The organism is Bradyrhizobium sp. LA6.1 (assembly GCF_040547805.1).
GTDB classification, from domain to species: Bacteria; Pseudomonadota; Alphaproteobacteria; order Rhizobiales; family Xanthobacteraceae; genus Bradyrhizobium; species Bradyrhizobium barranii.
Genome location: NZ_JBEPQK010000009.1, coordinates 169,242 through 187,272, shown reverse-complemented (window position 1 = coordinate 187,272; position 18,031 = coordinate 169,242). Strand labels below are relative to the sequence as shown.

Sequence of the window (18,031 nt, the reverse complement as noted above, 5' to 3'; positions counted from 1 at the left end):
TCGTTTTAGTCCTTGCCCGGCCCCGGAAGCAACTCGCCGGTCCGCCCCATGATGCGATACGCCAAAAGGCCGATCCATTCGCGCACGGCGACGTCGGTCTTGCCGAGACCATCGGCCCCATTGCGGGTGAAGGCGAAGAGCCCGTCGCGCCCGCCCATCCGCCAATCCACCGGATAGGCTTCGACGTCAAACCCGGCCTTGCGGAAAATCCCCATCGCGCGCGGCATGTGGAAAGCCGACGTGACCAGAAGCCAGCGTTCGCCCGGCTTCGGCGTCACCAGCTGCTTTGTGAAGATCGCGTTCTCCCAGGTGTTGCGGGAGTCGCGCTCGAGGATCAGACGCTCCTTCGGTATGCCCAGGCTTTCCAGGATCGGCGCGGTGTAGTCGGCCTCCCTCGCCTCCGTCGCGACCAGGTTCGCCGAGCCGCCGGTGAAGACGATACGCGCGTTCGGATAGCGCCGCGCGAGGTCGGCCGGCGCCAGCATGCGATCGGCCGCGTGCGCAACCACGGGCGTGCGATGCGCCGCCGACAGATCGGTGTCGATCGAGCCGCCGAGCACGATGATGCCGTCGGGGGCGCCCCGCGACGGGTCCCACGCCGGGAAACGCGACTCCAGCGGATAGAGCAGAAGATTGCCGATCGGCGAGAACGCGACCAGCGCCAGCAGCACCAGCGTGGTCACGGCGAGCTTGCGGCCGACCGCAGCAAACCGCGTCGCCATCAGCAGCAGCGACAGGATTCCTAGCTCGATCAGGAGATTGATCGGCAGCAGAGCGGTGCCGAGGGTCTTGGAAAGAACGAAATACAGGGGAGCCTCGCTGGAATGATCGTGCCGGGCTTGACCGGCCCGTCCATCTTCAGAAATCTTCTTGAAAGAGGATCGATCGCCGGGTCAAGCCCGGGCATAACAGGTTCTCATGACGAGTTCTGATGAAACCGATTGGACGCGGCCAATGACCCATCACCACCTGCATTCAAGCCCCGAGACCTGCCATTGGGGCTTCTTCGAAGCCGCGCTCAAACCCGTCCTCACCGTCAAAAGCGGCGATGAGGTGACGGTCGACACCATCAGCGGTGGGCCCGACATGCTGCCCGACCGCACCAAATTTCACATTCCGCCGGAGATGTTCGAGGTTCACGCCAAAAACGAGCGCATGCTGCCCGGCCACATCCTCACCGGCCCCATCGCAGTCGAGGGCGCCGAGCCCGGCGACGTGCTCGCGGTCGAGATCCTCGACGTCCAGCTCCGGCAGGATTGGGGCTGGAACATGATCAAGCCGCTGTCCGGTACCCTGCCCGACGATTTCCACGAAACGCGCATCCTGAACATCCCGCTCGACCGGTCGCGGATGGTCGGCCGCATGCCCTGGGGCCTCGATCTGCCGCTCAAGCCGTTCTTCGGCGTGATGGGCGTCTCGCCGCCACCGGCCTGGGGCCGCATCTCCTCGCTCGTGCCGCGCGCGATGGGCGGCAATCTCGACAACAAGGAGCTCGGAGCCGGTGCGACGCTCTATTTGCCGGTGTTCGTCCCGGGCGCGATGTTCTCCTGCGGCGACGGCCATGGCGTGCAGGGCGACGGCGAGGTCTGCGTCACCGCGATCGAGACCGCGCTCCAGGGCCGCTTCCGCCTGACGCTGCGCAAGGACCTCAGGTTCGACTATCCGCGCGCTGAGACGGCAACGCATTACATGACCATGGCCATGGACCCCGACCTCGACCAGTGTACGGTGCGCGCGCTGCGCGACATGATCGTGCTGCTCGGCGAGACGCGAAACCTGTCGCGCGAGGACGCCTACACGCTGTGCAGCCTGGCCGCCGACCTGCGGGTGACGCAGACCGTCAACGGCTGCAAGGGCATCCATTGCATGATCGAAAAGGCGATCGTGCACGGCTAGCCACACCCGCCTGCCCGGACCCGTCTCCACTCCGCCTCCGCTCGGCATCCCGCGCGGCGCGCGGCGCTGCGCCTGATTTCCCGAGCGATTCCAATGAGCTGAAACACCGGTCTTGCCCGGATTTGACTCCCACCCCTGAACCTAAATAGAGTCTTAATCGTTACTTTTATGTACCCGAGTAAGAGGCTAGCGTTCGGGCCATGGCCACCGAAAAAGCCGAGACTGACCGCATTCCCGTAACCTTGGCGCTCTCGACCATCACCTATCTGGAAAAACTGGTGAGACAGGGCACCCACGGCACCAGCGTTCCCGGCGTCGCACGCACTCTGATCGAGGAAGGCATCCGTCTCGCCATCAAGGACGGCCTTTTGTCGATTCGCGACAACGGCAGAACGTGAGGGCGCGCCGGACGTGAGGCGGACGGATCTCGAGAGGCGGATGGCCGACATCTGCAACCTGGGACCGTTACAATGCCTGTTCTCTCACCAACTTCTTCACCGACTGCTTCTTCACCGACTTGGACCAACGAACGAATTGAGCTTCTGAAGCAGCACTTCGAGGCCGGCCTCACCTGCAGCGAGATCGCTGCCGACATCGGCGTCAGCCGCAACGCGGTGATCGGCAAGCTGTCCCGGCTCAATCTCACGCGCGGCAGGACGAGCGACGAGCGCAAGCTCGAGCGGAGCCTCGCGCCGCGGCGCGGGACGAGAGCCGTACCGCGGCTGCAATATGAGATGCTCGCCACGATCTACGGCGACACCGACACACCTGTGGTCGCGGGTCCGATCGACGATGCCAACCGCTGCTCGCTGCTGGAGCTCGCCGAGAATCGCTGCCGCTGGCCGATCTCGACGCCGGGCGCAGACGACTTCTGCTTCTGCGGCAATACCGCGCCCGACGGCCAGTCCTACTGCGTCGGCCACAGCCGCCTCGCCTACCGGCCGAACTCGCGCGCCCGTGTGATGCGCGGCTGAAGGAAAATCCCAAAACGAAAAACCTCCGGCGGGGCATCACCGGAGGTTTCTGGAGGCTTAGCATGAAGCTAAGAGCCGTGACTTTCGTAATCGGCTGAAAACAAGATAGCTGATCAACTCAGGTAAGTAAATAAGTTTGAGGGCGATCGATTCGCATAGCTCGTCTTCGTCGTTTGCAACGTGTTGCCGGATTTTCCGAAGGCCGCTTTCATGAAAAAGCCCCGGCGGTTTCCCGCCGGGGCTCTATCAGATCGGAACGGTCTTCAGCTTACCAGTTGCGCTGGGCGCGCAGCAGCAGGCTGTAGGTGTCCTGGTCCTTCAGCTCGTAGGTTGCCGCAGGCTTGGCAACCGACGCCAGCGCCGGGGTGGTGATCACGCCCGAGTACTTCTGGTCGAGGTGGCTGTAGACGAAGTCAGCCGAGAAGGTCAGGTTCTTGACCGGCGTCCAGCGGGTGATGACGCCGATCTGGCCGATGTTGAAGTCCGGGTTGCAGGTGCCGGTCAGCGAGGCGAACGCAGCGCTGCCGCAGATCAGGCCCTTCGCCGTGCCGCTGTAGTTGACCGCAGCCCACGCGCCGTAGAGCGCCGTATTCCAGTACGGGTTCCAGTTGTGGGTGTAGGCACCACGGAAACCGTAGGTCTTGGTCAGCTCGAGCTGGCCGTTGGGACCGAACACCGCGTCAGACACGCCGGCAAAGCCGATGCTCTGATACGCGCTGCCCGAACCGCCGAACATCGAGTAGCTGGTCGCCGCCAGCGACTGGAAGTTGTAGCGGCTCGCGCCGTCGGTATAGACGCCCGAGATGTTGATCACGTCGCCAGCACCGGTCGGGATGTTCTTGATCTGCAGAGCTAGCTGAACGGCCCAGCCCCACTTGTCTTCCGGATGACCGGTGACTTCGGACGCGCCGTAGTAGGCGACGTGGTTGTCGTGCGCAGCCACCGACGCCTGGAACAGGCCCCAGGCCTGGTCGACACGAACCATGCCGACGATGTCGGGCGACCTAGTGCCGCCGATATCGTTCGAGCCGTAAGCACCGCCGAGGACGCCGCTGGTGGACATGCCGGCGGTGTTCCAGATGTTGGTCGTGAAGAACTGGGTCTGGTCCTGCGCCGAAACGGTCGCGGTCACGCCCTGGCCGAAATCGGCCGTGTAGGTGAACTGGGCGACGCCGTTCACGGAGCCGCTGCCACCGACGAGCTGGTCGAAGTTGTTGCCGGGATAGTTGGTCCAGGGCGCGTCGAACTGCGACACGGACTTACCCATGGTGAAGCCGGCGAACTGGATGAACGCATAGTAGACGCCGAGCGTACCACCCGAGATCGTGCCCGAGCTTGCGTTGTTCGGCGCAGACACGCCCGTGCTTCCGAGTTGCGAGTAAACGGTCGCGCCTGTTGCCGAGCCGCTTCCCGTATAGTTATCGGTCGTCCAGGTGAACACCGCGTCAAAGTAAGTGCGAACCACCCCGTACTCAGTCGCGGTACGGGTATCGATGTTGAGGTCCTCGCGAGCGCGCGCCAAATAGTAGTTCGACAGGCGGTTGTTCGCGCCGGAAACACCGTTGTAGGCGGCGCTGTAGTTGCCGCCGGCATTGAGCGCGACTTCAGCACGCAGATAGCCGCCGAGCTTGATGCAGGTGTCGGTGCCCGGGATGTAGTAGAAGCCCGCGCCGTAGAGCGAGCAGATCTTGACGTACTCGACCGCCTTGGCCTTGACCGGAAGATCGGCCGCTTGTGCTCCGCCGACGGCGATCAGACCCGCCGCAGTGCCGAGCAAAAGGCTCTTCACCACTTTCATATAAAACCTCCAAGTTGCTCATTTTACGGAGACCGGACCGTGAGGCCCCCCAGATCCCCGTCTTTTCAAATCCGCTCGGCCGCTTCGCGCTTTTGGACACACCCGCATCGACGCGAGGGACGTGAGCGAACCACCTGCAACGGGACGATTGAGTACCCCCCACCGTCACGGGCCAATATGCCTGCGCCGTTCCGCTAATCAAAATAGTTTATTTAGTCAGCTTTGTTGTTTCACTAAACCTGTGCCCCGCGCGCAACACCGCGAGTGAGGGAATATGCTGAGCTGATCATCTTTGTAGTTTTAGTGACAAAATTACCCTGCTCTGCACTTGCGTCAGGGCAGACTTGCGTGGACTATGGCCGTGCAAGACACCGGCCGGAAAAGAATCAGATCACGGGAGTGACGCTGTGTCAGCGACCAGGAAGGAAGGGGCGCGCCTCCGCTCCATCGGCAATCTCGATATCATCAGGCGTTTCACCTGGGAAATTTCGTCGATCAACATGTATCTGGAGGAGTTGCGTCAGTTCTGGGCGAGAACGCTGGGCATCAGCGGTCCGCAATGGCTGATCCTGATGGCGATCTCCGACCTCGACAAGGACGACGGCGTGCCCGTCAACGTGGTCTCCAAGCTGCTCCACGTCGATCCGTCCTTCGTCACCACCCAGTCCAAGCTGCTGGAGAAGAAGGGCCTGCTGCGGCGGCGGCCCTCGCCGACCGACGCCCGCGTGGTGCGGCTGTCGCTGGTCGAGAAGACGCAGAAGCACATCGCAAGCCTCAACGAGCAGTACAAAACGATCCGCGAATTCGTCTTCCAGGAATTCGACGAGAACGAACTGACCGAATTCACCGGCAAGCTGGCGACGCTGAAGACCCGGCTCGAAAAGGCCTGCGTCAGGATATCCCTCGACTACTAAAACATGATCCGGAAAAGTGCGAAGCGGTTTTCCGAAAAGATCATGCCCAAGCAACAACCTAAATCGCGATGACGATTCATCCCAATCTCATCGCGCTTTAAGACAGCAGGCGGCGTTCAGATCCGCCGCCCCGTGGCGCCCAGTTGCGATTCCAGCCAGTCGAAGATGTATTCGTTGGCAAGGCTGGGATTGTCCGCATGGGCCTGCGCCGCGCCGGTCTCCTGCGCGGTGAACACCTTCAGCACGATGTCGGAGCTGCCGAGTCGCGACTTCTGCACGATCTGGCGCGCCCGGTCGGCCTTGAGCCAGCCGTCCTCGCCGAGCGTGATCAGCACCGGACAGTCGACGCTCGAGGCCATCAACGGCGCCGACGGCACCGGGACGATGCTGAGGTCGCTCATCGCAAAGCGGCTGGCGAAGAAGGATCGTTCGTGCAGGTCCCACAGACCGCCGTCGCAGACGGCCGCGGCGAGCCTCGGCTCCTGCAACACCGCGCGCGCGACGAAGGAAGAGCCCCACCCGTCGGCCACGATGGCGACGCGATCGAAATCGACGTCGCCGCGTGTCTCCAGATAATCCATGACGCTGGCAATCGAGCTCTCGAGGTCGCGGCGCTGCAGGAGCGTGTCGGTATAGTCGTCACGCTGGTCGCCGAGCAGGTCCAGCGCGAGCATCGACAGTCCGCGTTCGCGCGCATGCGGCGCGAGCTTGAACAGGAATTCTTCCTTGCGGTGTCCGGGCTCGCCGATGCAGATCACGGTCGGAGCCCGCTTGCCGGCCGGGGACGCAGGCAGGAAATAGCCTTGCAAAACGTGTCCGTCATCGGCCCAGGGAATCGTGACGACCTCGCCAGCCGGACCGCGCGCGGTGAGGAAGCGGCGCGCGCATTCCTGCATGGCGAGCACCGCGACCCAGCGGCGCTCGTCGGCCTGGTCCAGCGGCATCGCGGCCGCGCCGTAGTAGTTCATCGCCCGCAGCCAGTTGCGCTGCGCGGTCGCCATGTGGCCTTCCGCGAACGCCGCCTCGGCACGCTGCCGGTTGGCTTGCGCCAGCCGCTTCCATTCGCGGTGCCAGGACTGCTCACCGCCCTGCTTGAGCTGCCGCGCGATCATCAGGCATTCTGCGATGGTGGCGCCACCCTCCTGCGCCGCGGTGAGGAGCCGCGTGAATTCAGCGGAAATATCCTCTCTCTCCGGGCAGAGGATCCAGTCGTCGGAGAGGCATGCGGGTATCATCGGCGCTACGCTTTATGATGGCGTTACCCCTGATCGACTAAACTATTTTGGTTCACCAACCAAGCTGCCGTGCGCCGAATGAGACCCGTTTCACATCACCATCGCTTGAACATTGCTTGAACGACGGAGCATGTCGCATGCGTGACATTCTAAATCGTCATAAGGCGTCGGAAAGTGGCAAGAGGTGGCACGTAAAGTTACCTGCGTAACATGTAAATTACCTGTGTAATAATACGTCCGCACCTCTTGCCATGATGGTCGTCATACCTACATACGCGGACGTTCGTTGACAGTCTCAGCCAAACCGAATCAACCGAGCCGCCAGCCAACTTCCTGCGTAAAGCTTTCATAGAAGGCGCGGTCGTAGGCCTGCTCCGGCGTTGCGCGCACGCGTTCGTCAAGGCGCTTTGCGTCTTCGCCCACAAGAATGCGCCACCGGTCCGCCTTGACCCCGTTGAGGATGATCTTCGCGGCCTGCGCAGCAGTCGTCGGCGCGTCCTCGAGGAAGCTGCGGGCGCGTTCGGCGAACGCAGCCTGGATGTCCTCGTCCGACATCTTGTCAGCATCCGGCACGCCAGCCGCGACCATGCGCTTGCGGGTCAGCGCGACCTCGTCGGCATTGAGCCGCTCCGACCCGTCGGCGCTCTGCACCTTGCGCGAATTGGAGACGATCGAGGTGCCGATATGGCCGGGCATCACCACCGAGCATTTGACATGCGGCGCGTGCAGACGGAGGTCGTTGATCAGCGCTTCGGTAAATCCTTTCACCGCGAACTTCGCCGAGCTGTAGGCGGTGTGCGCCTGCCCCATGCCAATCGAGGCCCAGAAGCCGTTGACGCTCGCCGTGTTGACGATGTGGGCCTCGTCCGCCGCCACCAGCATCGGCAGGAAGGTGCGCACGCCGAGATAGACGCCGCCCCAGCAGATGTTGAAGGTACGCTCCCACTGCTCGCGCGTGTTGGTGAACAGGCTGCCGCCGCCACCGATGCCGGCATTGTTGAACAGGAGATGGATCCGGTCGGTCTTCTGCTGCTCGGCGAGCTCATCGCGAAACCGCTTGAGATGGTCCTCGATCGAGACGTCGGCGACGTGGGTCGTGACCCGCAGGCCCTGCGGCAGCTTCTCGACCTCGCAAAGCCGTTTGGTCTCGGCCATCGCGGCTTCGGAGACGTCGCACATCGCGACATTGCAGCCCTCCGCGACGAGCTGCCGTGCGAGCTCGCGTCCCATCCCCGTGCCGCCGCCGGTGATGACGGCGATCTTTCCTGCAAAATCCTTCATGGGACTTCGGTCCCTCCCCTTGTCGGTATGTTTCTTCACAGCTAGCGCCGCGCATCGCGGCGCGCGCAAAATGTAGCAGCGCCGCATCCGCAGGTAAAAGCGGATCGGCGCTGCAATTGGACATCGATAATTTCGGCCGGCGGACTATTCGGCCGCTTCGACACGCACCCCGTTCAACGCGCCGAGTGCCTCCAGCGCCTTGCGGGTGGCGGCCTGCTGCGCCGGCGAGGCCTCCGGCATCGGTGCGCGCGGATAGGTCCTGGGCAAGCCCTGGAGCGTCTGGGCGTAACGCGTGCAGGCCGGCAGATTGTCGGCGATCACGGCGTTCCACAGCGTCAACAGCTTCTTGTGCAGGTCGAGCGCGCGCGGATGGTCGCCCGCCTTCACCGCATCCCACAGCGCGACGGAGGCATGCGGCGCCGCGGTCAGGATCGCGGCGATCGAGCCATGGGCGCCGAGCGTGTAGGACGGATACATGAGGGCATCGACCGCGCTGTAGATCAGCTTGTCCGGCGCCATCATCATGAGATCCGCGAACAGCTTGAGATCGCCCGCGCTCTGCTTGACGCCGACCACCAGCGGCACCTCGGTCATGATCCGCACCAGCAGCGCCGGTGACAGATAGGACCACGGCACCACGTTGTAGATGATGATGGGCATGCCGGTCTCGTCCGCCATGGCGCGGAAGTGCGCGACCATCGCCTCGTCATCGGGCTTGAACAGATAATGCACCGGCGTGACCTGGAGCGCTGCGACATTCATGTCGCGCACGAGCTTGCCGCGACGGATCGCATCGCGCGTGGAGTCCACGATGATCCCGGCGATCACGGGAATGCGTCCCTTCACCGCCTCGACCGTCGCGGCCATCAGGTCGCGATATTCCTCGTGATCGAGCGTGTGGCCCTCGCCGGTCGAGCCGCCGGCCGCGACGCCATGCGCGCCGGCGCCGATCATCCAGTCGACCTGGGGCGCCACGAGCCCAAGGTCGATCTCGCCGTCCTTCCGGAACGGCGTCGTCATCGGCGGGATCACGCCGGTCGGTCGTGCCTTCATGGTCTACCCTCGCGTTTCCTTTGGTCCTGCGGCGGTCCCGCTCTCTTGACGAGTATCCGCCCGCTTTCGAGCCTATCGGCTGCGCAGGCCTTGTGAAGGGGCGCTTCGCGCGGCGCTGCCCCCACAATCGCTCATTCCTGCGATCCTTCCTCGCCCTTTTCCTTGGGGATTCCCCGTATTTGCCCGGCTTCGGTTTAGGGGCAATTTTTTTACAATCCGAATCACCAAATGGAGGTGGACGCTGGGTCGAGTCGGCTAGGTCAGCGTGTTGTTTGTGTCACAGGCTCTGGCACTCCGCTTGCATCCTCTTCGTGGTCTGAAACTACCGATGAGGTGACAGGAATGTTCGTGACCGTGGTTGCCGTGCTCTGCCGGCTGAGCGCAGCCAGCTCAGGCAGTTGCATCGAGGAAATCGTGACCGACAGCAACATGACGCCCGAGATGTCGATGATGCAGTGCGCGATCGGCGCACAGGCCCCGCTTGCCAAATGGATGGGCGAGCATCCGATCTATCACGCCAATTGGCGCCTCGAGCGCTACAAATGCGTGCCGGGTCACTACGAGATCAAGGGCCACGCCTAAGGCCCCGCAAGACTACGGATGAGGAAACGCCCCGGAGGTAGCCTGGTCTCTCCGCGCGGGCACCGCTAGCGCCAGACCCCATTGCGGCGGCGCGCCCCTGTGACGACGATCACGCCTTCCCTTTAAGCCACTGCACGCAGAATGATCGCACGCGCCTGTCGCCCTTCCGGCGTCGGCATCAGCGCGAAATTGTGCGGCTGGTCACGGAGCAGATGCAGCTCGACCGGCACGCCCGCCGCCCTCGCGCGCTCCGCGAGATCGACGCTATCGGGATAGAGCAGATCGCGCGTGCCCGAGAAGATTGTCATCGGCGCGAGCGAACGGAAGGCGCCGTTGAGCGGGCTGACGAAGGGATGGCCGACATCGAGCTCGCCGGCATAGAGCCGCCCCGCCTCAATGATCCCCGGAATGTCCTGGATCGGATCGCGGCCTGCGATCTCGACCTGCTCCGGACGGCTGACCGATGCATCGGCCGCCGGCGAGATCAGCATCAGCCGGCCCGGCTGCCGATGCCCGCGGTCGCGCAGCCACTGGCAGGCAGCGAGCGCCAGTCCCGCGCCGGCGGAATTGCCGACCACCGTGACCTTTGCGGGCCCGACATCCTCCAGCAGCATCCGCAACAGTTCGGCCGTCGCCGGCACGAGATCCTTGGCGGTGGCATGCGGCGCAAGCGGATAGATCGGCACCACGCAGACGACGCGCGCCCTGCGCGTCATCTGGCCGACGAAGCGCCAATGTGCCGGCACGATCTCGTTGATGAAGCCACCGCCGTGCAAGAACATGACGTGGTTGCAGCCCTCATGGCCAGATGATGGCGCCGTGTAATAGACCGGCCATCCGCCCATCTTGGTCAACGTCACCTCGACGCCGCGGCCCAAACCCGTCGGCTCGTAGGAGGCCGGCTGCAATGCGAGTTTCTGCACATGCGCCTGCACGGCCTCGGCCGAGGCAAGGTGCTTCTTGAACGGAAGCTGCCGCAACAGCGCGTTGAAGCAACGGCTCTGCAGGCTCGGCGCGGGATCGCCGGGTGGCCGCATCCCCAACAGCCGGCCGCCTGGACAAAACTGGAAGGCCGATGCGATCTTTGCAACGCTCATGTCAGGTCTCCTCCAGACCGGGCTCTTCGTATGGGCACGAAAAGGCTTGTGTCGACCGCCGCCACATGCGGATATAATGCGAGCATTCGCTCGCTTTTCCTACTCGCATTCGGATCACAGGCCCATGGCGCGCAAACCGCCGACAAAACCCCGGAAAAATGCCTTGCAAGCGCGATCGCGCGCCACCGTCGACGCGCTGGTCGAGGCAACCGCTCGCATTCTGGTCCGCGAAGGCTTTGAGAAAGCCAGCACCAACCGGATCGCCGAAATCGCCGGCGTTAGCGTCGGCTCGCTCTACCAGTATTTTCCCAGCAAGGAGGCGCTCGTCGCCGCCGTGATCGACCGTCACAACGAGGAGATCATGGGCATCGTCCGTGCCGCCCTCACCGAGGTCGCCGACCTGCCGATCGACAAAGCCGTGCGCCGCCTCGTCACCGTCGCGATCGAAGCCCACCGCATCGATCCCAAACTACATCGGGTGCTTGCCGAGCAGATCCCGCGCACCGGCCAGCTCAAGGACGTCGAAGCCTTCAACCGCGAGGTCCACACCCTCGTGCGCGCCTATCTCGAAAGCCGCCGCAACGAGATGCGCAAGATCGACCCGGGACTGGCGACCTTCATCTGCGTCAGTGCGATCGAGGCGGTCGCGCACAACACGGTGCTGAACCAGGCCGAGATGCTCTCGGAGAAGATGGTGAGGACGCTGGTGGATGAGACGACACGGATGGTGGTGGGGTATTTGAGGTAGTTTGCGAAAACGTCGCCTCATGCCCGCTCTACGCGGGAGAGCGGGCATCCTGCTAAGCAGTTGATTTATCTGCGGGCTGCATTGAGCCGAGCCCATGGCCATGAGTTTTCCATTTTTGATGGCGATCAATTCAGCTTTCCTATTGAGGACAAAACATATGCCCAAGAAAAATTGCCTGATAGTCCATGCCGCCGGAAGACAGCTCGACCTACTGCGCGGAGAGGCTTCCCGCATTGCGAAGGCGAACAAGGTCGACTGGTGGATCGATCGTGCCGACGTCGGCACACTTTTTTGCTTTGAAGACGCAAATGCTACAGATGCCTTCGCTCGCACCTGCGACAACTTCGGAGTCCGATGCCAAGACGGCTAGCTAAAAACCCCGCCGACTTTGTGAGCCGGCGGGAGTTGAGTGAATACCTACGAAAACCGGCCCATCGCCAAACGCGCGTCGGACGGTGGGGCCGTTCCGGGTGGATGGCGAGACCTTGAGTCCAGATTCGCCACAGACCGATTTTTCAATCTCTCCCTTGGAGAGTCGTTCCTCAGACGCCGCGATGCCAATATCTTTGTGATCTGGCGCAAAAGGAAGGCCCCAGCCAATGGGGAAGACCGGGGCCTTCACAGGCCTTGCGATGGATCACACGCAAGACCGATCGCTGGATAGCTGCAGGAGCGCTCGTTCCTCCTGCGGAACCAATCTCGACCCAAGTTGGCTGCAACTCCAGATGAGTCGCGAGAGCCAGCATTCCAGCAGCCAAATCGGGGCTAGAGTGTGTCCGAAGTTGAACTAGACGCGGGCGAAACCAACGTGCTGAAGCCGCGATCCAACTCGAGTGTTTCGCAAATCATCGATTCTTCGTAGGCCGAACCCGCGGCGAGCGACTAGGGCGCGTGGGTGAAGATATCCACTCGTCGATTTCGTCTGGCTCTACTCGCCACGAAGGTGAGACGCCATCGGCTGTCCGGGCTGTGACACGGTATCGGCGCTTACGGAGCTTGGCTGCCAAATTCTTCGCGCCATCTTCGTCTCGACATTCAATAGAAAAATTACCGTAACAAACAACCCAGCGCTTTCGACTTACTTTTCGTTTGGATCGCGCTGAACGCTCCATCTAAGGGACCCCGTGAGTCCCCAAGCCCGTCCCAATATCAAGACTCCATTCTTACCAAACCGTTTAAACTGGACCGCGACCTCGCCAAGGGCAGCGGGCTACCACCACCCTAGCAACCCCGATCTCGCGTCCACAGGTGGTCGTCCAGTTGGATCATGCCTGCGAAGCCATTGACGTCGTTAAGCACACCTACCGAGCATGCGACGCGCGCGATGGCTCCGAGAGCGGATTGTGTCCATTGGTCCCAAAGACAATTCACGCCAGCGCCAGGCGTCGTTGAACTTCTGGAACCAATGGCCCAACACGCCGATCGAGACTCTCGCTGGCTCGCCGCCGAGCTGGTGGAGCGGCCCCGACCAGCTCAAAGACGTCGAAGCCTTCAACCGCGAGGTCCACACCCTCGTGCGCGCCTATCTCGAAAGCCGCCGCAACGAGATGCGCAAGATCGACCCGGGACTGGCGACCTTCATCTGCGTCAGTGCGATCGAGGCGGTCGCGCACAACACGGTGCTGAACCAGGCCGAGATGCTCTCGGAGAAGATGGTGAGGACGCTGGTGGATGAGACGACACGGATGGTGGTGGGGTATTTGCGATGACCCGATGGGCAGGATAGGTCAGCGATGGCGCCAACCGCACGTGAAGCCACGCGAATGCCGCGCGGTCGGCATGGGACAAGTTCGCAAGGCGATGAAGGCCCCGGCCGCCAGCGACGATGCAGCTGCGACCATCGAGGATGGCGTCAACCGCTACGGCGTCCATCAGGGCAAGCGAAAGGGCACAGTCGGCTCTGACGCCGAGACCATCTTCCGGAACGCCGACAAGCAGATCAAGGGGCTTCGCGCGCTCGAACAGGCCGCCCGTCAAGATAAGACCCAGGACGCCAAGAGCCGGTCCGAGATCATCGCTGACCTGCGCAAGCAAATGCGGGAGGTGCAGGAGGCGGCCCGCAAAGCGTACCGCGACCTGAAGAACCGAGAGCCGACGTTCTGAATCACATCTGATCAGCCACGCGGCTGAATGTGGTCCGTACAAATACCGATAGACAGCGCCGCCCTACTCTCATTAGTTGCATTCTTTTGATTGAAGAGTTTGGAATGTTGCATGGGATAATCGTCTACGCCATCGTCATTATTGGCGTCGCCGGGGTCGCGTGGGTGGTGGCGCAGCGGCTGGACGCCTTCATCGCCGGCTGGCCTCTCCGAATTCAGGCCCGCTACGTCAAGGCCGGTCAACCGCCCGGCTACCACGACCGCCTGAAGGCGATCCGAGCGCTGTACGCCGCGTGGACTCACGAGGAGGCGACCGTCTGGCAGATGTAGGTTAGGCCCTCCAACCTTCGCCAGCGAATCAGGCCGTAGGCATTCGCCAGCCTCACCCTTGCGAGCGGATCGACGCCTTGGTTCAAGGCGCGCATGACGCGGATGCGCGCCAGCATTGTTGGGCCTTCCTTGCTCTCCGCGGCCATGATCAGGGCCTCAACGGCGGCCTGCCAGTGAGGCTTGGACTGTTCGGCCTTGGGAAGACGCTGGATGAACGTTGCGGCCTCTTCGAAGGTCGCGATGGGCTTCCGGCCGGGCAGAGAAATGGGCTGCTCGAACTCGCGGGACCAAGGCATCTCGTCATCTTGCCTGTGTCGGATCACCGATACCTCGGTGCGTCGCCCAGATATGCCGCTCGATGCCGGCGTTGGTGATGACCTCGCCGCAGAAGCAGTGCGACTGACCGCTGGAGCGCTGCGTCGGCAACGGCAGCCGCTCGGGGAGCATCCGGTCCTTCCAGGCGTGGAAGTCCCGCGACTGGCGCCAGATCTCGAAGTGCGCCTCCGAGCGCGTGGGGAGCAGCTTGTTCCCGGCCGCCTCGAAGTCGGCCCTCGCCTCGTTGAGCGTTTCGACGGTGCCGCTGCTGGCCTGCCCGGGGTCGCAACCGGGCTGAAACCCGCAGCTCCAGCCCCACTATTGCTTACGGTTTCGGCTAAATATTGGTCGGAGCGAGAGGATTTGAACCTCCGACCCCTCCCAGACGGGCGCGAATGATTGAATTTGCTCACTATTTTGGCAAACCCGCCGATTTTCCAGCCATTGAATTTGCTAGGAATGCGATTTCGACTGCAAACCAGATTTTAGAGCCGGATTCAGCTTTTGCGGGGATCTCCGAGACCGAGCTTAACACTCCAAGCATCCCAGATTGTCTTGTGTAGGCAGCCATTGCGAGCCGGGGTGGTCGTGTATTCGGTGGCGCAGCGGGGATTGTAGGCCGTGCAGCCATCGTTCGCCGACCAAGAGCTCGCCTTTGTAGTCTGCGGAACATGAATCTCGGTGCCAGCCTGCGCGAGACAATAGACCTCGTCTGGAAAGAGCGGACCGAACATAAAATCTGATAAGATCAATCCGGCTGCAACAAATGCCCAAAATAGAATGTTCTTAATCACGTCCCCTCCCTCGAATATCTTTCCCCGGAACGTGTCCCGGGTACCCCCCGCCCACTATGACGTGAATCTCTCTCATCGCACAACTCTGGGGTCTGGTGGCGAGACGGCGCCGCTAGGGAGCGCCACCGCGCCAAGCGCGCAAAAACTCACTCATAAAATCAGACTGTTACGGAACGGCCTAAAAGGCTGATACACACTCTGATACACAGTTTTGAATGACATTTGTTCTCGCTACGTTCACGTGCATAATTCCGCCATGACCGCCCTCACCCGCCGCCACTCCGACAATCCGCATGAGGAGACTTGGCACATCTATTCCGGCGACGTCGCCACGCGCACCCGACGACGAAGAGAGCTAAGGAATGAGGGGCGGAGGGTTGATCGAATGAGCAGGGAAAACGAGCGCCTGAAAATCCAGGCGAGCTTTTGGAACGGCCTAGCGATCGCAGCCGGCGCCGGCGGCATCATCCTTCCGGTGCTGCAGGCCTACTCGAGCGATCAAGTCTGGAGCGCCCAGGTATTCCCTCACTTTTCGAAACTCGCATACACCACGCTCCTGCCGATAGCGGTGGGCTTCTTTTTCGCGTGGATTTTCCATGGAGTGGCGAAGTCGTTCGCCAACCGAATGACCGACGACTAGCCCGAAACCCGCTAGGAGCGGCGTTTCCGCGCCGCGCAGATGCGACTGGATCAGGTCAAGAACCGGCAACATCCGGCAAGGACGCGGGAATTCTAGGGCCTGGACTCGGGCTGGTCCCAGTTAAGCCTGAGCAACTCCATCCCGTCTTACCGCCAAATTCGAACGGTGAATCCTGCGTCGCTTGAGAGCAAGAGTAGGCTTCTCGATGAGGAACCAAGATGCTGCCGCAAAGAAGAAGCCGATTCCGTAACAGGCCGGGTAGAGCCACCAATGTCCCTTAATACCGAGGCCAATGAACACCGAGACGCCGAGCATGTGCCACAAGTAAAGTCCGTATGAGAGATCATTCCCGTGGAGCACGGTGGCACAGCTCTTCGCAGTATATGCCAGAGAAATGACAGTTGCCCCCATGACTGCGACTCGCACCAGGGTGAAGATGTTCGGCGCCATCTTGTATTCAAGTTTTATGGGCTCTCCAAGAAACGCGACAGAAACGACGATTAGGAAAACATATCCCGCCAGCCAGAACAGAGCGCGCTCTTCAAACCACCGGCTGATATGCTCCCACCACAGGCGAATGAGAACGCCGATGCCGAATATCCAAAAGTATGGAGTTACGAGTTCGTTCAAGGCGGGGTGCGCTTGCGAGAATGCATCGTCGGTCACGCGCGCGATCGAATACGATCCAGCCATCAACGCCAAAATGAAAAGCGATCCCGCTCTTTTTGAAACAGCTGCAAGGGAGAGAACAAACGGAAGAGCTGCGTAGAATGATAACTCCACCGTTAGCGTCCAAAGCACTCCGCTCGGGTAGCCTTGGAAGAGCCAAGATTTGGCGTAGACCGCGTCGGGAAACACCCACTGAGCAAAATAGTTCGAGGCGGATGGGAGATAGGCGCTTAGATACTTCGCGTAAGCCCAGGCGGTCGTGCTGATGCCGCCAGTCGCACCAAAAACCAGTTCGAGAACGAGGAGGTTTGCGATCAGCGCAGGGTAAATTCGCAGGGCGCGTTTCCAAGCAAAGGAAGCCAGGCTCGTGCTGCGCAGATAGGAATCCGAGATCAGAAAGCCACTGATCACAAAGAAACACCGCGACTCCCGGAAATTGGAGCAACACCTCAAATAGTCCGTCTTTTGGAAGAAGCAGATGCCCCGAACTGTGCATGAATACGACCTGACAGGCAGCGAAAAGACGCAGCAGATCAAAATTATTCTTGCGTTCCATGAACATCTCCAGCCGCGGCAACCTAGAGCGCTTCGGCCCGGGATCGCAACTACCCCGAGCCCATTTTCCCGCAGACCCTTTGTGTAGACTAAAAATATCGGCTGAGCGGATGCGCATTTCTTAATGCCGCGTTTCACCCAGCCGGTTCGTTCACCCATTCAACGTGACAAGCAAGGGCCGCAGCCGGTACGCATCGATCGCCGCGTTCGACAGCAAGAGCCTGCGCCGCTCTCCGCGCACCAGCAGGCCGCTCCGCCAGCCTGATCGAGCGGATTGTCGGGATGACGGCCCAAAAAAAATAAAATCTCAGGAATTTCGCGGCAAAAAATGCGCTTCTACTCTGATACCCAGTTTTGAATGACATTTGTTCACGACACGTTCCTGTGTCATGAAGGGTGCTGGTCCGTACCGCGGGCGTGCCGGCAGCCTCGAGGCGGCCAAGGCGGCTTTCCGGGCTGCCTGGACGGACCTGGAATCGCAGCTCAGCTACGACCAGATCAAGGAGGCGCGTGCGATCGGTGGCGACCGCAGCCGGCCGTGGCACAAGCGCAGATGAGGCCGACAGGATGGAGCCGCAGTTTCAATGAACCGATCGCGCTGCCGGACGGCCGCAGGCTGGTGACGCTGCTCGACGCCGGCAACTATATCGAAGCGCTGCCGAAGAAAGAGCACGCCGCGCCGGAATGGCAAGCCGCAATACAGGCGCTGATCCTGGTGGCGGAAGGTGGCGGCCCGACGATGTTTGCCCGCATCGGAGTCATGCGAGCATTGAACCGCCACTATGTCCCGGAGCTTATCCCGAAGGGCAAAGAGCCCCATTGGGGCCGTCATAAGCTGAAGAGGGACCAATGAGCGTCAGTCGTTGTTGGTCACTGGAACACTACGGCGCGTATATCCCAGCCGTAACGCTTGCTCTTCAGTTAGGCAGAGGTCCCGGTGGCCCCTTAGGCAATTTTTGTACAAACGCATCTCGATCGGATCGTCAAGCAGCCCGAAAATAACGAGTAGCGCGAGCCCCACACCGCCCGCCATCCCAATCGAATAAAT

21 protein-coding genes are annotated in these 18,031 nt (G+C 61.7%); 13 read left to right on the top strand and 8 right to left on the bottom strand.

The window, feature by feature from the left end:
- Nucleotides 1–5 precede the first annotated feature (5 nt).
- Complete coding sequence (locus tag ABIB99_RS23320) at nt 6–722, bottom strand: YdcF family protein (protein WP_223154008.1); 717 nt, start codon at nt 720–722, stop codon at nt 6–8.
- Between the two features lie 232 nt (nt 723–954).
- Here ABIB99_RS23320 and ABIB99_RS23315 point away from each other — a divergent pair, with 232 nt between their 5' ends.
- From ABIB99_RS23315 to ABIB99_RS23305, 3 genes are all read left to right on the top strand, one after another.
- Nucleotides 955–1,896 carry an acetamidase/formamidase family protein gene (locus tag ABIB99_RS23315; protein ID WP_063982927.1) on the top strand — a complete coding sequence of 314 codons (942 nt, stop codon included), beginning with the start codon at nt 955–957 and terminating at the stop codon, nt 1,894–1,896.
- A 200-nt stretch (nt 1,897–2,096) separates the two neighbouring features.
- Nucleotides 2,097–2,294: a hypothetical protein gene (locus tag ABIB99_RS23310; protein WP_007603456.1), complete on the top strand. Its 198-nt coding sequence runs from the start codon at nt 2,097–2,099 to the stop codon at nt 2,292–2,294.
- A gap of 72 nt (nt 2,295–2,366) precedes the next feature.
- Nucleotides 2,367–2,870 (top strand): GcrA family cell cycle regulator, encoded by a 504-nt coding sequence (locus tag ABIB99_RS23305; RefSeq protein ID WP_063982926.1) that lies wholly within the window; start codon nt 2,367–2,369, stop codon nt 2,868–2,870.
- Between the two features lie 268 nt (nt 2,871–3,138).
- Here the strand turns inward: ABIB99_RS23305 and ABIB99_RS23300 are convergent, their stop codons facing one another.
- Nucleotides 3,139–4,668, bottom strand: coding sequence for a porin (locus ABIB99_RS23300; RefSeq protein ID WP_063982925.1), 1,530 nt, complete (start codon nt 4,666–4,668; stop codon nt 3,139–3,141).
- A gap of 407 nt (nt 4,669–5,075) precedes the next feature.
- Between ABIB99_RS23300 and ABIB99_RS23295 the strand changes: the two genes are divergently transcribed.
- Entirely contained in the window at nt 5,076–5,582 is a 507-nt protein-coding gene (locus ABIB99_RS23295) for a MarR family winged helix-turn-helix transcriptional regulator (RefSeq protein ID WP_028152624.1), read from the top strand.
- Nucleotides 5,583–5,698: 116 nt separating this feature from the next.
- Here the strand turns inward: ABIB99_RS23295 and ABIB99_RS23290 are convergent, their stop codons facing one another.
- The 3 genes from ABIB99_RS23290 to ABIB99_RS23280 form a co-directional block, all read right to left on the bottom strand.
- On the bottom strand, nt 5,699–6,817 hold the full coding sequence (locus ABIB99_RS23290) for an alpha/beta hydrolase family protein (RefSeq protein ID WP_028152625.1): 1,119 nt from the start codon (nt 6,815–6,817) through the stop codon (nt 5,699–5,701).
- Nucleotides 6,818–7,126: 309 nt separating this feature from the next.
- Nucleotides 7,127–8,098, bottom strand: coding sequence for an SDR family NAD(P)-dependent oxidoreductase (locus ABIB99_RS23285; RefSeq protein WP_071913278.1), 972 nt, complete (start codon nt 8,096–8,098; stop codon nt 7,127–7,129).
- 144 nt (nt 8,099–8,242) lie between these two features.
- Nucleotides 8,243–9,151 carry a dihydrodipicolinate synthase family protein gene (locus ABIB99_RS23280; RefSeq protein ID WP_028152627.1) on the bottom strand — a complete coding sequence of 303 codons (909 nt, stop codon included), beginning with the start codon at nt 9,149–9,151 and terminating at the stop codon, nt 8,243–8,245.
- 342 nt (nt 9,152–9,493) lie between these two features.
- Here ABIB99_RS23280 and ABIB99_RS23275 point away from each other — a divergent pair, with 342 nt between their 5' ends.
- Nucleotides 9,494–9,733, top strand: a complete 240-nt coding sequence (locus ABIB99_RS23275) for a hypothetical protein (protein WP_028152628.1) — start codon at nt 9,494–9,496, stop codon at nt 9,731–9,733.
- 122 nt (nt 9,734–9,855) lie between these two features.
- Here ABIB99_RS23275 and ABIB99_RS23270 read toward each other — a convergent pair whose 3' ends face one another.
- Entirely contained in the window at nt 9,856–10,830 is a 975-nt protein-coding gene (locus ABIB99_RS23270) for an alpha/beta fold hydrolase (RefSeq protein ID WP_084795115.1), read from the bottom strand.
- A gap of 163 nt (nt 10,831–10,993) precedes the next feature.
- Between ABIB99_RS23270 and ABIB99_RS23265 the strand changes: the two genes are divergently transcribed.
- From ABIB99_RS23265 to ABIB99_RS23245, 5 genes are all read left to right on the top strand, one after another.
- Nucleotides 10,994–11,578 (top strand): TetR/AcrR family transcriptional regulator, encoded by a 585-nt coding sequence (locus ABIB99_RS23265; RefSeq protein ID WP_231142100.1) that lies wholly within the window; start codon nt 10,994–10,996, stop codon nt 11,576–11,578.
- A gap of 94 nt (nt 11,579–11,672) precedes the next feature.
- Complete coding sequence (locus tag ABIB99_RS23260) at nt 11,673–11,948, top strand: hypothetical protein (RefSeq protein WP_223154006.1); 276 nt, start codon at nt 11,673–11,675, stop codon at nt 11,946–11,948.
- A gap of 973 nt (nt 11,949–12,921) precedes the next feature.
- Nucleotides 12,922–13,287 (top strand): hypothetical protein, encoded by a 366-nt coding sequence (locus ABIB99_RS23255; protein WP_354177664.1) that lies wholly within the window; start codon nt 12,922–12,924, stop codon nt 13,285–13,287.
- Nucleotides 13,288–13,378: 91 nt separating this feature from the next.
- Nucleotides 13,379–13,681, top strand: a complete 303-nt coding sequence (locus ABIB99_RS23250) for a hypothetical protein (RefSeq protein ID WP_354177663.1) — start codon at nt 13,379–13,381, stop codon at nt 13,679–13,681.
- A gap of 104 nt (nt 13,682–13,785) precedes the next feature.
- Nucleotides 13,786–14,010 carry a hypothetical protein gene (locus tag ABIB99_RS23245; RefSeq protein ID WP_354177662.1) on the top strand — a complete coding sequence of 75 codons (225 nt, stop codon included), beginning with the start codon at nt 13,786–13,788 and terminating at the stop codon, nt 14,008–14,010.
- Here the strand turns inward: ABIB99_RS23245 and ABIB99_RS23240 are convergent.
- The gene (locus ABIB99_RS23240; RefSeq protein ID WP_354177661.1) at nt 13,980–14,306 is read right to left on the bottom strand and encodes a hypothetical protein; all 327 of its coding nucleotides are present in this window, start codon (nt 14,304–14,306) and stop codon (nt 13,980–13,982) included. The genes ABIB99_RS23245 and ABIB99_RS23240 overlap by 31 nt on opposite strands.
- 1,069 nt (nt 14,307–15,375) lie before the next feature.
- On the opposite strand from ABIB99_RS23240, the gene ABIB99_RS23235 reads away from it, so the two are divergent.
- The gene (locus tag ABIB99_RS23235; RefSeq protein ID WP_354177660.1) at nt 15,376–15,759 is read left to right on the top strand and encodes a hypothetical protein; all 384 of its coding nucleotides are present in this window, start codon (nt 15,376–15,378) and stop codon (nt 15,757–15,759) included.
- A gap of 120 nt (nt 15,760–15,879) precedes the next feature.
- Here ABIB99_RS23235 and ABIB99_RS23230 read toward each other — a convergent pair whose 3' ends face one another.
- On the bottom strand, nt 15,880–16,839 hold the full coding sequence (locus tag ABIB99_RS23230; RefSeq protein ID WP_354177659.1) for an acyltransferase family protein: 960 nt from the start codon (nt 16,837–16,839) through the stop codon (nt 15,880–15,882).
- Between the two features lie 533 nt (nt 16,840–17,372).
- Here ABIB99_RS23230 and ABIB99_RS23225 point away from each other — a divergent pair.
- Together ABIB99_RS23225 and ABIB99_RS23220 are read left to right on the top strand one after the other, a co-directional pair.
- Entirely contained in the window at nt 17,373–17,540 is a 168-nt protein-coding gene (locus tag ABIB99_RS23225; RefSeq protein WP_354177658.1) for a hypothetical protein, read from the top strand.
- On the top strand, nt 17,537–17,836 hold the full coding sequence (locus ABIB99_RS23220; protein ID WP_354177679.1) for a hypothetical protein: 300 nt from the start codon (nt 17,537–17,539) through the stop codon (nt 17,834–17,836). Before ABIB99_RS23225 ends, ABIB99_RS23220 begins: the two co-directional genes overlap by 4 nt.
- Nucleotides 17,837–18,031 lie beyond the last annotated feature (195 nt).

What these genes read in the sequence shown, in the direction of transcription:
- ABIB99_RS23320 (WP_223154008.1), bottom strand. Translation starts at nt 722, where the DNA reads ATGGCGACGCGGTTTGCTGCGGTCGGCCGCAAGCTCGCCGTGACCACG.
- ABIB99_RS23315 (WP_063982927.1), top strand. Translation starts at nt 955, where the DNA reads ATGACCCATCACCACCTGCATTCAAGCCCCGAGACCTGCCATTGGGGC.
- ABIB99_RS23310 (WP_007603456.1), top strand. Translation starts at nt 2,097, where the DNA reads ATGGCCACCGAAAAAGCCGAGACTGACCGCATTCCCGTAACCTTGGCG.
- ABIB99_RS23305 (WP_063982926.1), top strand. Translation starts at nt 2,367, where the DNA reads ATGCCTGTTCTCTCACCAACTTCTTCACCGACTGCTTCTTCACCGACT.
- ABIB99_RS23300 (WP_063982925.1), bottom strand. Translation starts at nt 4,668, where the DNA reads ATGAAAGTGGTGAAGAGCCTTTTGCTCGGCACTGCGGCGGGTCTGATC.
- ABIB99_RS23290 (WP_028152625.1), bottom strand. Translation starts at nt 6,817, where the DNA reads ATGATACCCGCATGCCTCTCCGACGACTGGATCCTCTGCCCGGAGAGA.
- ABIB99_RS23285 (WP_071913278.1), bottom strand. Translation starts at nt 8,098, where the DNA reads ATGAAGGATTTTGCAGGAAAGATCGCCGTCATCACCGGCGGCGGCACG.
- ABIB99_RS23280 (WP_028152627.1), bottom strand. Translation starts at nt 9,151, where the DNA reads ATGAAGGCACGACCGACCGGCGTGATCCCGCCGATGACGACGCCGTTC.
- ABIB99_RS23275 (WP_028152628.1), top strand. Translation starts at nt 9,494, where the DNA reads ATGTTCGTGACCGTGGTTGCCGTGCTCTGCCGGCTGAGCGCAGCCAGC.
- ABIB99_RS23270 (WP_084795115.1), bottom strand. Translation starts at nt 10,830, where the DNA reads ATGAGCGTTGCAAAGATCGCATCGGCCTTCCAGTTTTGTCCAGGCGGC.
- ABIB99_RS23260 (WP_223154006.1), top strand. Translation starts at nt 11,673, where the DNA reads ATGGCCATGAGTTTTCCATTTTTGATGGCGATCAATTCAGCTTTCCTA.
- ABIB99_RS23250 (WP_354177663.1), top strand. Translation starts at nt 13,379, where the DNA reads ATGAAGGCCCCGGCCGCCAGCGACGATGCAGCTGCGACCATCGAGGAT.
- ABIB99_RS23245 (WP_354177662.1), top strand. Translation starts at nt 13,786, where the DNA reads ATGTTGCATGGGATAATCGTCTACGCCATCGTCATTATTGGCGTCGCC.
- ABIB99_RS23240 (WP_354177661.1), bottom strand. Translation starts at nt 14,306, where the DNA reads ATGCCTTGGTCCCGCGAGTTCGAGCAGCCCATTTCTCTGCCCGGCCGG.
- ABIB99_RS23235 (WP_354177660.1), top strand. Translation starts at nt 15,376, where the DNA reads ATGACCGCCCTCACCCGCCGCCACTCCGACAATCCGCATGAGGAGACT.
- ABIB99_RS23225 (WP_354177658.1), top strand. Translation starts at nt 17,373, where the DNA reads ATGAAGGGTGCTGGTCCGTACCGCGGGCGTGCCGGCAGCCTCGAGGCG.
- ABIB99_RS23220 (WP_354177679.1), top strand. Translation starts at nt 17,537, where the DNA reads ATGAGGCCGACAGGATGGAGCCGCAGTTTCAATGAACCGATCGCGCTG.